Source organism: Mycobacterium sp. NPDC004974 (assembly GCF_053600815.1).
The window spans coordinates 44,483-57,955 of the sequence record NZ_JBSGAQ010000015.1 but is presented as its reverse complement, the minus strand read 5'-3'; the positions used below and the strand labels follow the sequence as shown (position 1 = coordinate 57,955).

The following is a 13,473-nucleotide window of genomic DNA, read 5'->3' as shown; positions in this document are numbered from 1 at the left end:
GTCGCAATCAGTCGGAGGGTCAGGCGGACGGGAGCAGAGGCCGCGGCACAAGAGACGGTTCTCCGGCCTCGGTGACGATCTGTTCGATCGTCTGGGCCCGACGGGCAAGCGACCAGCGTCGGTCGCCCTCGGCGTCGGTCCCCACGGTGTACACCGCGGGTCGGGGCAGCGCGTTGTACGAGAAGTGAGTGGAGAAGTAGTAGCCGCCGGTATCCGGAACAGCCACCAGGTCTCCCCCGCGAATGAACGGCAATTCGCGGCCGACGGCCATCATGTCACCGGAGAAGCAGGCGGGCCCGGCCACATCCTGTACCCGCATACCGTCGTCGCGGCGCCGCCCCTGCCGGTCGTAGATCTCGACCCGCAACGGCCACGCCTCGGGCGCGAAGATCGTACGGGTGGCCACCTGCACACCGGCGTGGGTGATGGCGATCGGCCGGCCGCCGGTGACTTTCGTGTACTCGACCCGGGCGACGATGGTGCCGGCCTTGGCCGTCAGCGCCCGTCCGAACTCGGTCACCAAGGCGTACGTGCCGTCGAACAGTTGCGGTACCGCAGCCTCCAACGCGGCGCGGTGATCGGCGAAACTTGGTGTGATGTCGTCGGATTCGAAGTTGACCGGCAATCCTCCGCCGATGTCGATCCGCTGAATCTGCCGGAAGCCGACCCGCGCGGTGATCTCGGCGGCGAGCTCGGCCACCAGCCGTACGCCCTCGGCGGCGTGCGCGAGGCTCATCCCCTGCGATCCACTGTGCACGTGCAGCTGGGTCAACCACGGCCGGTCCGCGAAGGCGTCGACGATTTCGTCGCGATGGTCGGCCAGCCCGATCCCGAACTTGGAGGTGGTGGTGGCCGTGCTCATGGCGCCGATGGTGCCGGCGCCGGTCTGGGGATTCAGCCTCATCCCGATCACCGACCGATGCCCAGCCGCCCGGGCGATCGTCTGATCGACCCGCGTCAGCTCCTCGAAGTTGTCGATGTTGAACGACACCCCCAGCGCGAGCGCCCGCTCTATCTCCGTCGTGGTCTTGGCCGGAGAGTCGAACACGATGCGTTCTGCCGGGAAGCCCGCGGCCAGCGCCAGCTCGAGCTCACCGGGGCTGGCCACCTCGCATCCGAATCCCGCCTGGGCGAACCGCGCGAGCACCGGGCGCAGGGTGATGGCCTTGGCCGCGATGGTGTGCAGTGCCGGCATGCTCGACGGGTAGGCCTCGGTCAGCGACCGCATCAGTTCAGCGAGGGTGTCCAGGTCGATGACTCCGCACATCGGGTGCAGGTCGCCGATGAATCCCTGCCGAACCACACCGGCCACGATTTCGCCGCGCCGGTGCAGGAGCGTGTCCGGATCCGGCAGTGGTTGCCCGGTACGCAGTGGTGCATCAATCACAGATAAACCCTATGAATACAGCCCATGGTGGGGAGAGCCATGCGGGCTGAGGAATTCCGCGCGGATCTTCGTCGGATTCGGAGGAAGCCCCCGAGACCCTGATGGCGGTATCTCCGAACTGCACTAACCGGATCCGCGATTTTTGTCGATGTCGACGGGCGGGCGGGCGGCGCGGACCTCACCGCGTCGTTCCCACACCAGCAGCCCCAGGGACGTGCGGAGGCGGGCTGCCGCCGAGTGCAGGTCGATACCGGAGACCACGCGGATCCGGTCCAGTCGGTACCGCAGCGAATTGGCGTGGATGCCCAGGTCCCGGGCCGCCCCGCTCAGATTGCCCGGGTGGTCGAGCACGGCCGCGACGGTGTCGATGAACGCGGTGCCGTGGTCGGTGTCGTGCCGGCGCAGGGCAGACAGCGGTTCGGTGATCGTGTCGGTCATCGGATCGAGCAGATCGGCCGCCCGAACCAGGGTCAGCGCGTCCTGCACGTCGGCAGCGGTGAGCACAGGCCGCTGGTCGCGCGGCTGTTGCGCGACGCTGAGTGCGGCTGCGTCGAGGACCTGACGGGCGACGATTGCGGAATTCCGCAAGTAGGCGATGGCGTCGACGACGGGACCGACCGCGACCGGGCCGGCGTGGGCAGCCGAAACCCGGGTCAAATGCCTCGACAGGCTGTCGGCCAGATCCGCCTCGGCGGACTCGTCGTCCAGCACCGGCAGCACGACGAACAGATCGTCCCCGACCCGCGCTGTCCGGGCGCCGGCCCGCAGGGCCTGAACATGGAACATCAGGGAGCGCGACGCGGGAGTATCGGACCCCAGCGCGACCACGGTGTGTCTGCTGTCCGGTTGCAGCCCGAGCAACGCCGCCGGGACTCCGGGGTCCACCCCGCGCGATAGCAGGTCGACCAGAGCCGACTCCTGGAGTCGGCGTTCGTATTGGTCGCGGTGGACTTCTCGCAGCATCATCGCCGCGGCGGTCTGACGCACCTGCAGCAGCAGCTGCCGTAGTTCTTCGCGATCGGTGTCGTCGTCCAACGCCGCCCAGATCGTGCCGAGCGTTTCGGTGCCGGATTTCATCGCGACCACCATGCGGGCCGGGTCGTCATCCTCGGCATTGCGCACGACCACGTCATCGGATCGCCAGACCGCGGGCAGGAATCCGGTGGACATCAGCCGCTCGACCCGCCAGGCGGGTACCGCACCACCCAGGATCGTCTGGTTCCGGATCGGGTCGACACCCGGCCCGACGACGGCATACGCCAGGACTCTGGAATCCAGGTCCTCGATCGTCACCGGAGCGCCGGTCTGGCTGCTGATCCACCGGGCCAGAGCCTGCAAGTTGTCCACCTGCGGGGCCGGGCTGACGATGCGGCCCGCACCGAGCAGCCGGACCAGGACCCGGAACAGCTCGCTCCAGCCCACCCATGGTGAACGCCGGAACAGTCTGGTGGAGTGGCTGGGCAACATCGACACGTCGGTTGTCGCGTCGGGTGGAAGCACAACGGCCGCAGCGGTTCCCACCTCATCGAGCAACGACCCGAGCGCGAAGCGGTCCTCGACGCGAGTGCTGACGAACACGATGGTGCCGCTGTAGTCCGCCGGGGTGCCGGGCTCATGCAGGGCGACGTCGCTCAACAACGGATCGTCGCCGGTTTCCGCCGCAGGCAGCGGTATCAGCATGCCGGCGGCACCAGAAACCATCGCCGACAACGGAAGAACGCTGGCAGGCTCACTCACTGCTGCTGATTACCATGTGCCACAACCGAAAACACTACCGTCGGCTGCATTTTGGCGCGCGGGCCGAGTGAGCCCGCGTAAGGACACGGAGGCTAGACCGCGCTGCGGTGGTGCTTGCGCTGGGCGGCGAAGAACTCGGACCAGGAGATGACTTCGGGATGCTGCTTGAGCAGGGCACGACGCTGACGTTCTGTCATACCGCCCCAAACTCCGAATTCCACGCGGTTGTCCAGTGCATCTGCACCGCATTCGAGGATCACGGGGCAGTGCCTGCAGATCACCGCGGCCTTGCGCTGAGCTGCACCGCGAACGAACAACTCGTCCGGATCGGCCTGGCGGCATCTCGCCTGGGAAACCCAGGCGATCCGGGCTTCCCCCTCGCCTCGGTGAACCAGGTTGGCGGCTGGGGCGGAAGCGTTCATCTTGTCTGCGACAGTTCGTGTACCTGACACCAGCGATCCCTTCGTTCCAGCCATCTCCCCAGACGGCGGGCCTTGAACCTCCCGGTGTAGAGCGCCTCTGCGATCTACACCACATTGCGCCAGCCCGTGTAACCTGGATCGCACTGTGTGTCCAAGCTAGGTGGTCAGAGGGTATTAACGCAACAGTTTGCGACCCACTTTTTTGGGACGGCCGTGCCGTCTAGCCGGAGTCGTGGCCCTCTGAGGTGTTTCTGCAGGCAAGCGGGATATGACGGTGGCCCCGCTCGCGAGAAGGCCGCCTCAGCGAGATAGTTACTCTGTACCCATGCCGGAGCAGCCGACACGACCGCCCGCGCAGCCACCCCAAGCGGTCACCATCATCAAACTCGCCTGGTGCTGCCTGTTGGCCAGCGTGTTGGTGGCCACGTTCATGTTCCCCCTCGTGGGTGGATTCGGCCTGATGTCCAACCGGGCCTCCGATGTGGTGGCCAACGGCTCGGCCGCCCTGGTGGACGGCGAGGTTCCGCAGGTCTCGACGATGGTCGACGCCAAGGGCAACACGATCGCCTGGCTGTATTCACAGCGCCGCTTCGAGGTGCCCACCGACCAGATCGCCAACACCATGAAGCTCGCCCTGGTCTCGATCGAGGACAAGCGGTTCGCCGAACACAACGGCGTGGACTGGCAGGGCACGCTGACCGGCCTGACCGGATATATGAGCGGCGACATGGACACCCGCGGCGGTTCGACGATCGAGCAGCAGTACGTGAAGAACTACCAACTTCTCGTCGTCGCCCAGACCGATGCCGAGCGCCGCGCCGCGATCGAGACCACTCCGGCCCGCAAACTGCGCGAGATCCGGATGGCGCTCACGCTGGACAAGACGTTCACCAAGCCCGAGATCCTGACCCGCTATCTCAACCTGGTCTCGTTCGGTAGCGGCGCGTTCGGCGTTCAGGACGCCGCCCAGACCTATTTCGGTGTCAATGCCTCGGAGCTGAATTGGCAGCAGGCCGCCCTGCTCGCCGGCATGGTGCAGTCCACCAGCGCGCTCAATCCCTACACCAACCCGGACGGTGCCCTGGCTCGGCGGAACCTGGTGCTGGACACCATGATCGACAACATCCCTCAGGAAGCCGAGGCGCTGCGGGCCGCCAAGCAGCAGCCGCTGGGCATCCTGCCGCAGCCCAACGAGCTCCCGCGCGGCTGCATCGCCGCCGGTGACCGGGCGTTCTTCTGCGATTACGCGCTGGAGTATCTGGCCCGCGCCGGGCTGTCCAAGGAGCAGGTCGCCAAGGGCGGTTATCTGATCAAGACCACGCTGGACCCGGACGTGCAGGGCACGGTGAAGTCGGCGATCGACAGCATCGCCCGGCCGGATACCCCCGGCGTCGCCAGCGTCATGAGCGTGATCAAGCCCGGTAAGGAATCTCATCCGGTCCTGGCGATGGGCAGCAATCGCACGTACGGCCTGAACACCGACGCCGGCGAGACCATGCAGCCGCAGCCGTTCTCACTCGTCGGCGACGGCGCCGGGTCGATCTTCAAGATCTTCACCACGGCCGCAGCCATGGACATGGGAATGGGCATCAACACTCAGCTGCAGGTGCCTCCGTTCTTTCAGGCCAAGGGGCTGGGCAGTAGCGACACCCCGGGATGCCCGAAGGAAACCTGGTGTGTGAAGAACGCCGGCGGCTACCGAGGCTCGATGAGCGTCACCGATGCCCTGGCCACCTCGCCGAACACCGCATTCGCCAAGCTCATCTCGCAGATCGGCGTGCAGCGGTCGGTCGACATGGCGGTCAAGCTGGGGCTGCGGTCCTACGCGTTGCCCGGCACCGCCCGCGACTACGACCCGGAGAGCAACGAGAGCCTCGCCGACTTCGTCAAACGCCAGAACATCGGCTCGTTCACCCTGGGCCCCATCGAGGTCAACGCACTCGAGTTGTCGAATGTGGCGGCCACGTTGGCCTCGGGCGGGACCTGGTGCCCGCCCAACCCGATCGCCCAGGTACTCGACCGGCGCGGCAATGAGGTGTCGGTGACCACCGAGACGTGCGATCAGGCAGTGCCCGAGGGCCTGGCCAACACCCTGGCCAATGCCATGAGCAAGGACGACCAGGCCGGCGGTACCGCCTCCGGTTCGGCCGGTTCGGTGGGCTGGGACCTGCCCATGTCGGGCAAGACCGGCACCACCGAGGCGCACCGCTCGTCGGGCTTCCTGGGCTTCACCAACCAGTACGCCGCGGCCAACTACATCTATGACGACTCCACCACCCCCGGCGAGCTGTGCTCATTCCCGCTGCGCCAGTGCGGCGACGGCAATCTGTTCGGCGGTAACGAGCCGGCCCGTACGTGGTTCACGGCGCTGAAGCCGATCGCCAACAACTTCGGCCCGGTCGCCCTGCCGCCGACCGACCCGCGCTACGTCGACGGCGGGCCGGGTTCGGTGGTGCCGACCGTGACCGGACTGGATGAGACGGCCGCGCGCCTGCGGCTCAAGGAGTCCGGATTCCAGGTGGCCGACGGTTCCGCCTCGGTCAACAGCAGCTCGCGCGCCGGCACCGTGGTCGGGACCGCTCCCAGCGGGCAGACGATTCCCGGCTCGATCATCACCATCCAGATCAGCAACGGCATCCCGCCGGCCCCGCCGCCGCCCGAGTTCCCGTTCCCGATGCCAGGTGGTCCGCCGCCCGAGATCGGCCAGACAGTGGTCGAAATCCCGGGTCTGCCGCCGATCACCGTTCCGGTGCTCGGGCCTCCACCGCCCCCGTGATGAGCGGTTCGCAGTAGGCTTGCCTGCATGTCAGTGAAGAAGGCAGCTGCCGTCACCGCCGGTTCGCTGGTTGCCGGAATCGGCTACGCGTCCCTCATCGAGCGCAATGCGTTCGTACTGCGGGAAGCGACCATGCCGGTACTGGCGCCGGGCTCCTCACCCCTGCGGGTGCTGCACCTTTCCGATCTGCATATGCGTCCCAACCAGCGTCGCAAGCAGGCCTGGCTGCGTGATCTCGCGCGCCTCGAGCCCGATCTGGTGGTGAACACCGGCGACAACCTGGCCCACCCGAAGGCCGTGCCTGCCGTGGTCCAGTCATTGACCGACCTGCTGTCGGCGCCCGGCCTGTTCGTGTTCGGCAGCAACGACTATTTCGCACCGCGGCTGAAGAACCCGCTGAACTACGTCACCAATCCGCAGCACCGGACGCACGGTGAGCCGCTGCCGTGGCAGGACCTGCGCGCGGCGTTCACCGAGCGCGGCTGGCTCGACATGACCCACATCCGTCGCGACGTCGAGGTGGCCGGGCTGCACATCTCGGTGGCCGGCGTCGACGATCCTCATCTCAAGCGCGACCGCTACGACACCATCGCCGGCCGGGCCAACGGTGCGGCGAATCTGACGTTGGGTCTCACCCACTCCCCCGAACCGCGGGTGCTGGACCGCTTCGCCGCCGACGGCTATCAGCTGGTGCTGGCCGGGCACACCCACGGCGGGCAGCTGTGCCTGCCGTTCTACGGGGCCATCGTGACCAACTGCGAGCTGGACCGGTCCCGGGCCAAGGGCGCCTCGAAGTGGGGATCGCACATGCAGCTGCATGTGTCGGCGGGCATCGGCACGTCGCCGTTCGCGCCCGTGCGGTTCTGCTGCCGCCCGGAGGCCACGCTGCTGACGCTGGTCGCAGCGCCGACCGGTGGCGGGCACGTCGGGATCAGGGCCGGGCAATCCAGCCCGACCGTCTCGGCCCGTTGAGCGAAGCGGGCTGTACCGCGTCGCGGCCCCGGCCACGCCGGTGGGTCGACAACGCGGTGCGGCTGATCGAGGCCGATTCCAAGCGCAGCGCCGACACCCACCTGTTGCGGTATCCGCTGCCCACCAGATGGCGCGAGGAAGTGGACGTCGCGCTGTACCTCAAGGACGAGTCCACCCACATCACCGGCAGCCTCAAGCACCGGCTGGCCCGTTCCCTGTTCCTGTACGGGTTGTGCAACGGCTGGATCGGTGAGGGCACCACGATCATCGAGGCGTCCTCGGGGTCGACGGCGGTGTCCGAGGCGTACTTCGCAGCGCTGCTCGGTCTGCCGTTCATCGCCGTGGTGCCGGCCTCGACGAGCGGTTCGAAGATCGCGCTGATCGAAGCCCAGGGCGGCCGTTGCCATTTCGTCGCCGAGTCGTCGCAGGTGTATGCCGAGGCGCACCGGTTGGCCGAGGAGACCGGCGGGCACTATCTGGACCAGTTCACCAATGCCGAGCGGGCCACCGACTGGCGCGGCAACAACAACATCGCCGAGTCGATCTATGAGCAGATGCGCCTGGAGCCGCATCCGGTCCCGGAGTGGATCGTGGTGGGGGCAGGCACCGGCGGCACCAGCGCGACGATCGGCCGCTACATCCGCTACCGCAGACATGCCACACAGTTGTGTGTCGTCGACCCGGAGAATTCGGCGTTCTTCCCCGGCTTCTCGCAGGGCCGCGATGACGTCGTCACGGGCGCGTCCTCACGTATCGAGGGCATCGGCAGGCCGCGGGTCGAGCCGTCGTTCCTGCCGGGTGTGGTCGATCAGATGATTGCCGTCCCCGACGGCGGGTCGGTGGCAGCGGCCCATCACGCGAGCCGCGTGCTGGGACGCCGGGTCGGTCCGTCGACCGGGACCAACCTGTGGGGCGCGTTCCAGCTGCTGGCCGAGATGATCGCGCACGGCCGCAGCGGGTCGGTGGTGACCCTGCTGGCCGACAGCGGTGACCGCTACGCGGATACCTACTTCGATGCGGACTGGCTCAGCGCCCAGGGGCTGGACACCTCGGAGTCCGCGGCGGTGCTCTCGGAGTTCGAGCGCTCGGGCAGCTGGTCCTGATCCGTCTCGGCCGTCAGGAACAGCCACAACGCCGCCAGGGCGAAGAACCCTAGGTAGACGGAGGCGCCCAGGACAGTCATGAGTTGTATAACGCCACCCACCCACGCATTCCTTCCCGTTGCCCGCCGTTTTCTACGCCTGGGCTGTGATCCGCGCCGCGCCACAACCCAGAGGTAGAAATCGGCGCAGAGGTGGCCGTTTGGCTTTCGAGGTACCCGGTGCGATAGGCTGTCGAAGCTTCACGCGGGGTGTGGCGCAGCTTGGTAGCGCGCTTCGTTCGGGACGAAGAGGTCGTGGGTTCGAATCCCGCCACCCCGACAGTGCAAGCAAGGCCCAGACCAGAGAAATCCGGTCTGGGCCTTGCTTTTATCCGTGGCCCTTCTTGCCGTGGCCCTTGCCATTCCCATGGCCGTTGCCGTTGCCATTGCCGTTCCCGTTGTTGCCCTGATCCCACTGGTCCTCGGGCACGGTCGGCGTGAACGTCGGGATGCTCGTCGCGGCCGGCACGGTCGGCTCAACAGACGTGGTCACCGGCGTGACGGGCGCACGCTGCGGCGGAGGGTCCGAGATCAACAAGATGGCCGCGAGGAAGACACCGGCCAGAAGGCCTGCGGTCAGCAGGGCCATCCGGACGCGGGAGCGACGGGGCGCGGGCGGCGGGGGTGGAGTCGGCAGCAGCAGGGTCGCGGGCCGCGCCGGTGGCGCAGCCTGCAGGGCAGCGCGCATCTCGGCGGCATCGGCGAAGCGGTAGGCCGGATCCCGCGCCATCGCGCGTTCCAGCACGCAGATCAGAACCGGATCGACGTCCGGACGCAGCACCCCGATCGGCACCAGCGGCTCCTCCAGAACCGCCCGCATGGTGGCCACGGGGTTGTCGCGTTCGAACGGAAGCCGCCTGGTCAATGCCTCATATCCGAGCACGCCGAGGGCGTACAGATCATCCGACGGCGACGCCGGCCGGCCGGTAATCCGTTGTGGGCTCAGGTAATTCGCGGTGCCGAAGACCATCCCGACTCGGGTGTGGGCGGCCCCGTCGGTCTTGGCGATTCCGAAGTCGGCGAGCTTGGCGGTACCGGACGCGGTGATCAGGACGTTGCCGGGTTTGATGTCGCGGTGCAGGATTCCTGCCTCGTGTGCTGCGGTCAGCGCACCGAGCAGGTCGGCCAGCACCCAGCGCACGCGGTCAGCGGACAGCGGTCCGGCCGCGATCTCCTCGGCCAGGGTGGGCCCGGGCAGCCGCTCCATCACGATGTACGGCGTCCCGCGGTCTTCACCGCTGTCGTGGACCGCGACGATGTTCGGGTGGTTCAGCGCGGCGGCGGCCCGCGCCTCGTTCTCGAACCGCCGACGCGTCACCTCGTCGGCGGCCAGGGCCGGATAGAGCAGTTTGACCGCGACTGGACGCGACAGCCTGGTGTCCCAGCCATCGTGCACCTCGGCCATGCCGCCGCGGCCGAGCACGCCGCGTAGCTCGTAGCGGCCGCCGAGCGCCGCCGTCATATTTCTCCCCTCCGGAAATGGGCTTGCGACCCAGTATCCCGCAGTGCCGTTCTGCGGCATGCTGGCACCATGCCCCGGTTCACGCTGGAACCCGCCGATCCCGATTTCTTCACGACGGCGCCGCACATCTTCGCCTATCACAAGCGGTTCGCCGCACCGCCCGAAAAGGTGTGGGAGTCGCTGGTATCCGATGAGTCCCTGGCCGCGTGGGGTCCGTCGGTCACCAAGGTGAACTGGTTGACGCCGCGGCCGTTCGGTGTCGGCAGCTCCCGTGAAGTGACGCTGGCACCCGGGGTGGTCCGGGTGCATGAGACGTTCTTCCGCTGGGAGGAGGGCCGCCGCTACTCGTTCACCGTTGATCACGCCAACATTCCGTCGTTGCGCCGGTTCGCCGAGGACTACCTGGTCGAACCCACGGGCGACGGACAGACGCAGTTCACCTGGATCGTCGCGATCGAGCCGAAGCCGCTGTTCGCGCTGCCGTTCAAGGGGCTGGCGCCGGTGGTCAAGGCGGCGTTCGGACGACTGGCCTCCGACGGCGGGCGTTATTTCGCCAAGCAGGTGTGAGCGAAGCCCCAACCAAGCAGTTGATAGCCTCGGCCGATGGCCGCGCTGAGCTGGATCGCCCAACTGTTGCAGTTCGACCGTCACGGCGATGACTTCTGCATTCGCGAACCACGCAGAGGGGCGACCGAGCGGCTGTTCGGCGGCCTGATCGCGGCGCAGTCGCTGGCAGTGGCCGGGGCCACCGTGGACGACGGCAAGCTGCCGCAGTCGCTGCACGCCTACTTCGTCCGCGGCGGCAGCTACAACGCCGACGTCGAATTCCACGTCGACCGCACCCGCGACGGGCGCGCGTTCGCCACCCGGCACGTCACCGCCAGCCAGGACGGCAAGGTCATCCTGGAGATGATGGCCTCGTTCCATCAGCCCGAGCCGGGTCTGGACTGGTCCCCCGAGACTCCGCCGGCCCTGGAGTTCGACGCGGCCAGCCCGAAGCACGATGTCATGGATTTCGGTGACAAGTTCGACCTGCGCACCATGCCCACCGACCACTCCGAGTTCGCGATCTCGCCGTTCTGGATCCGCACACAGCACGAGATCGAGGACGATCCGGTGATCCGGGCCTGCACCCTGACGTTTCTGTCCGACCTCGGACCGGTCCCCTCGGCGCTTCCGCCGTCGGTCCCGCTGCGGTCCGATCTCGGCTTCGCCGCCAGCCTCGACCACTCGATCTGGTTCCATCGCCCGTTCGTGCCCCGCGGCTGGCACCGTTACGAGTTGGAGTCGGCGAACCACAACGATTCCCGTGGGCTGGCTCGCGGCTCGCTCTACGACGCTGCGGGCACGCTGATCGCCAGCGTCAGCCAGGAAGCGCTCTGGCGCATCCCTGTCTGAGCCGCGCTACAGCCGCGCCTTGACCGCCGAGGAAAGCCGCGCACCGTCGGCCTTGCCCGCCGCAATTGCCGTGGCGGCCTTCATCACCTGGCCCATCTGACGCATGCCGGGGCGCTCCCCGATCTGCTCGGCGACCTGTGCGATTGCGGTGTCGGCGACGTCAGCGAGTTCGGCGTCGGTCAGCGGGGTGGGCAGGTACTCGTCGATGACGCGGGCCTCGGCGTGCTCGTTGGCCGCCAGTTCGCCGCGGCCGTTCTGGGTATAGATCTCGGCCGCCTCGCCGCGCTTCTTCGATTCGCGGGCCAGCACCGCGATCACCTCGGCATCGGACAGCTGGCGAGCCTGCTTGCCCGAGACCTCCTCGCTTCCGATCGCGGCCAACACCATCCGCAGGGTTGCGGTGCGCAACTTGTCCTGCGACTTCATCGCGCTGGTCAGATCCGCGCGCAGCTTGTCCTTGAGCTCGGCCATAGCGTCAACCTACGCTGCGACTAGCCCTCGCCCGCCACGAATTTCGCATCGACCGATATCGCGACCTCGATATCGGCGGGTGAAAAGTCCAGTTCTGGCGCACCACCACCGCGGGTGGTGGCCATCGCCCGCAGGGCCCTCGGGGCCGACGAGTCCTCGGGCGGCCGGCTCACCATGCCGGCATCGCCGATCACCACCGGCCGGACCGGCCCGAGGCCCAGTGCGTCGGAATAACGCTGGGCCCGGGTGACGGCGTCCCGCACGGCGGCGGTGTGCACCTCGACGACGAGTTCGTCGCGATGTTCCGCGGTCAGCGCCCATTCGATCCGCGACAACGCGAACCCGCCGGTCTCGGTGACGTGGCCGCCGACCCACCGCGACAGCGCGGTGAAATCGCTGAATTTGACCTTGATGTCGACGCTGGCATGGTGCACCAGCGGCAGCTGCTTGCCCTCGTTGTTCCAGGGTCGGTCGGCCCAAGTACGCACCTGGCCGGTGGACCACCAGGTGACCGGGCCGCCATCGGGGTTGTGTAGCGGTGTGATCGAGGATTTCACCGCGTCCATGTCGCGGACCACCCGCTGGTACACCGGCTCGATGGCCGGGCCTTCGTAGCCGAGGGTGGCGTGGACCGTCGCACGTTCGGGCGGCTGAAAGGCGGAGAACGACCCGCGCACGATGATCTCGGTCGGCATGCCCACACCGTAGTTGCTGACGGGAACTACGGTGAAGGGATGACGAGCGGTCGGCCTTATCTCGGGAGCGTCATCCCGCTTCGTCCGTTGAGCCTGACCGACATCTTCAACGGCGCGGTCGCCTACGTCCGCACCAACCCGAAAGCGACGCTGGGGCTTGCCACCGTGGTCGTGCTCGCCTCGCAGATCATCACGCTCGCACTGCAAGTCGGGCCGTTGTCCGCGCTCGGCGAATTCGACTCCACGCTGCAGGGCGAGGCGCCGTCCGCCGGGGCGATCGCGGCGTTCGCCGGTGGTGCGTTCACCGGCATCGTGGTCACCACGCTGGCCTCACTTCTGCTCAGCGGCATGCTCACGGTGGTGATCGGCCGCTCGGTGTTCGGTGGAAGCATCACGGTCGGTGAGGCCTGGCAGCGGCTGCGCGGCCGGTTACCCGCGCTGATCGGGCTGACCGCGTTACAGGCCATGGCGTTGGCCGTCGTTGCCGGCGGCGTCGCCATCGTCATCGTCGGTGCGAGCGCCCTCGGCGGCGGCCTGGCCGCGTTCGCGGTCGGCGCGCTGTTGGTGCCGCTGGCGCTGCTCGGCGTGCTCTACGTGTCGACGGTTCTGTTGTTCGCCCCCGCGGTGATCGTGTTGGAGCACCTCGGCATCGTCGCGGCGGTCAGGCGCTCATTCACGTTGGTGAACAAGGATTTCTGGCGTGTGTTCGGCATCTGGGTGCTGGCCACGATCGTGGCCGCGGTGATCGGCTGGGGAGTGGGTGCGCCGTTCAACGTGGCCGGGGAGATCATGACGATGGTCGCCGACGGCCCCACGATGCCGGCGCTGATCCTGAGCACCGTCGGTGCCGCGATCGGGCAGATCGTCACCGCACCGTTCAGCGCGGGCGTGGTGGTGCTGCTGTATGCCGATCGCCGGTTCCGGGCCGAGGCGTTCGATCTGATGCTGGCGACGGGTGCGGGTGCACCGGTCGAGACCGCCGACCAACTATGGCTGCCCCGGACCATCTGAG

The 13,473-nt window shown here is 67.7% G+C and carries 12 protein-coding genes and 1 tRNA gene; 7 read left to right on the top strand and 6 right to left on the bottom strand.

Annotated elements, in window-relative coordinates; genetic code table 11:
• Positions 1 to 19 precede the first annotated feature (19 nt).
• The 3 genes from ACWEFV_RS26600 to ACWEFV_RS26590 all read right to left on the bottom strand — a co-directional run bounded on the left by ACWEFV_RS26600 (position 20) and on the right by ACWEFV_RS26590 (position 3,546).
• Positions 20 to 1,387 carry a diaminopimelate decarboxylase gene (locus tag ACWEFV_RS26600; protein WP_450072357.1) on the bottom strand — a complete coding sequence of 456 codons (1,368 nt, stop codon included), beginning with the start codon at positions 1,385 to 1,387 and terminating at the stop codon, positions 20 to 22.
• A 123-nt stretch (positions 1,388 to 1,510) separates the two neighbouring features.
• Positions 1,511 to 3,124, bottom strand: coding sequence for a PucR family transcriptional regulator (locus tag ACWEFV_RS26595; RefSeq protein ID WP_450072356.1), 1,614 nt, complete (start codon positions 3,122 to 3,124; stop codon positions 1,511 to 1,513).
• Between the two features lie 92 nt (positions 3,125 to 3,216).
• Positions 3,217 to 3,546: a WhiB family transcriptional regulator gene (locus tag ACWEFV_RS26590; RefSeq protein ID WP_090430830.1), complete on the bottom strand. Its 330-nt coding sequence runs from the start codon at positions 3,544 to 3,546 to the stop codon at positions 3,217 to 3,219.
• Positions 3,547 to 3,871: 325 nt separating this feature from the next.
• Between ACWEFV_RS26590 and ponA2 the strand changes: the two genes are divergently transcribed.
• The 4 genes from ponA2 (at position 3,872) to ACWEFV_RS26570 (ending at position 8,715) form a co-directional block, all read left to right on the top strand.
• Positions 3,872 to 6,322 (top strand): transglycosylase/D,D-transpeptidase PonA2, encoded by a 2,451-nt coding sequence (gene ponA2 / locus ACWEFV_RS26585; RefSeq protein ID WP_450072355.1) that lies wholly within the window; start codon positions 3,872 to 3,874, stop codon positions 6,320 to 6,322.
• A gap of 27 nt (positions 6,323 to 6,349) precedes the next feature.
• The gene (locus ACWEFV_RS26580) at positions 6,350 to 7,294 is read left to right on the top strand and encodes a metallophosphoesterase (RefSeq protein WP_450072354.1); all 945 of its coding nucleotides are present in this window, start codon (positions 6,350 to 6,352) and stop codon (positions 7,292 to 7,294) included.
• A complete protein-coding gene (locus ACWEFV_RS26575) occupies positions 7,291 to 8,397 on the top strand; it encodes a PLP-dependent cysteine synthase family protein (RefSeq protein ID WP_450072353.1) in 1,107 nt (368 codons plus the stop codon). The genes ACWEFV_RS26580 and ACWEFV_RS26575 overlap by 4 nt, the downstream gene beginning before the upstream one ends.
• Before the next feature lie 244 nt (positions 8,398 to 8,641).
• Positions 8,642 to 8,715, top strand: a tRNA-Pro gene (locus ACWEFV_RS26570).
• A gap of 48 nt (positions 8,716 to 8,763) precedes the next feature.
• Here ACWEFV_RS26570 and ACWEFV_RS26565 read toward each other — a convergent pair.
• Positions 8,764 to 9,897 (bottom strand): serine/threonine-protein kinase, encoded by a 1,134-nt coding sequence (locus tag ACWEFV_RS26565; RefSeq protein WP_450072352.1) that lies wholly within the window; start codon positions 9,895 to 9,897, stop codon positions 8,764 to 8,766.
• A gap of 69 nt (positions 9,898 to 9,966) precedes the next feature.
• Between ACWEFV_RS26565 and ACWEFV_RS26560 the strand changes: the two genes are divergently transcribed.
• Positions 9,967 to 10,464: an SRPBCC family protein gene (locus ACWEFV_RS26560; RefSeq protein ID WP_450072351.1), complete on the top strand. Its 498-nt coding sequence runs from the start codon at positions 9,967 to 9,969 to the stop codon at positions 10,462 to 10,464.
• Positions 10,465 to 10,500: 36 nt separating this feature from the next.
• Positions 10,501 to 11,295 carry an acyl-CoA thioesterase gene (locus ACWEFV_RS26555; protein ID WP_450072350.1) on the top strand — a complete coding sequence of 265 codons (795 nt, stop codon included), beginning with the start codon at positions 10,501 to 10,503 and terminating at the stop codon, positions 11,293 to 11,295.
• A 6-nt stretch (positions 11,296 to 11,301) separates the two neighbouring features.
• On the opposite strand, the gene ACWEFV_RS26550 is transcribed toward ACWEFV_RS26555, so the two are convergent.
• Positions 11,302 to 11,766: a GatB/YqeY domain-containing protein gene (locus tag ACWEFV_RS26550; protein WP_450072349.1), complete on the bottom strand. Its 465-nt coding sequence runs from the start codon at positions 11,764 to 11,766 to the stop codon at positions 11,302 to 11,304.
• Positions 11,767 to 11,786: 20 nt separating this feature from the next.
• A complete protein-coding gene (locus ACWEFV_RS26545) occupies positions 11,787 to 12,461 on the bottom strand; it encodes an SIMPL domain-containing protein (RefSeq protein WP_450072348.1) in 675 nt (224 codons plus the stop codon).
• A 39-nt stretch (positions 12,462 to 12,500) separates the two neighbouring features.
• Here ACWEFV_RS26545 and ACWEFV_RS26540 point away from each other — a divergent pair, with 39 nt between their 5' ends.
• The gene (locus ACWEFV_RS26540; RefSeq protein WP_135459136.1) at positions 12,501 to 13,472 is read left to right on the top strand and encodes a DUF7847 domain-containing protein; all 972 of its coding nucleotides are present in this window, start codon (positions 12,501 to 12,503) and stop codon (positions 13,470 to 13,472) included.
• The last annotated feature ends 1 nt before the right edge of the window (position 13,473 follow it).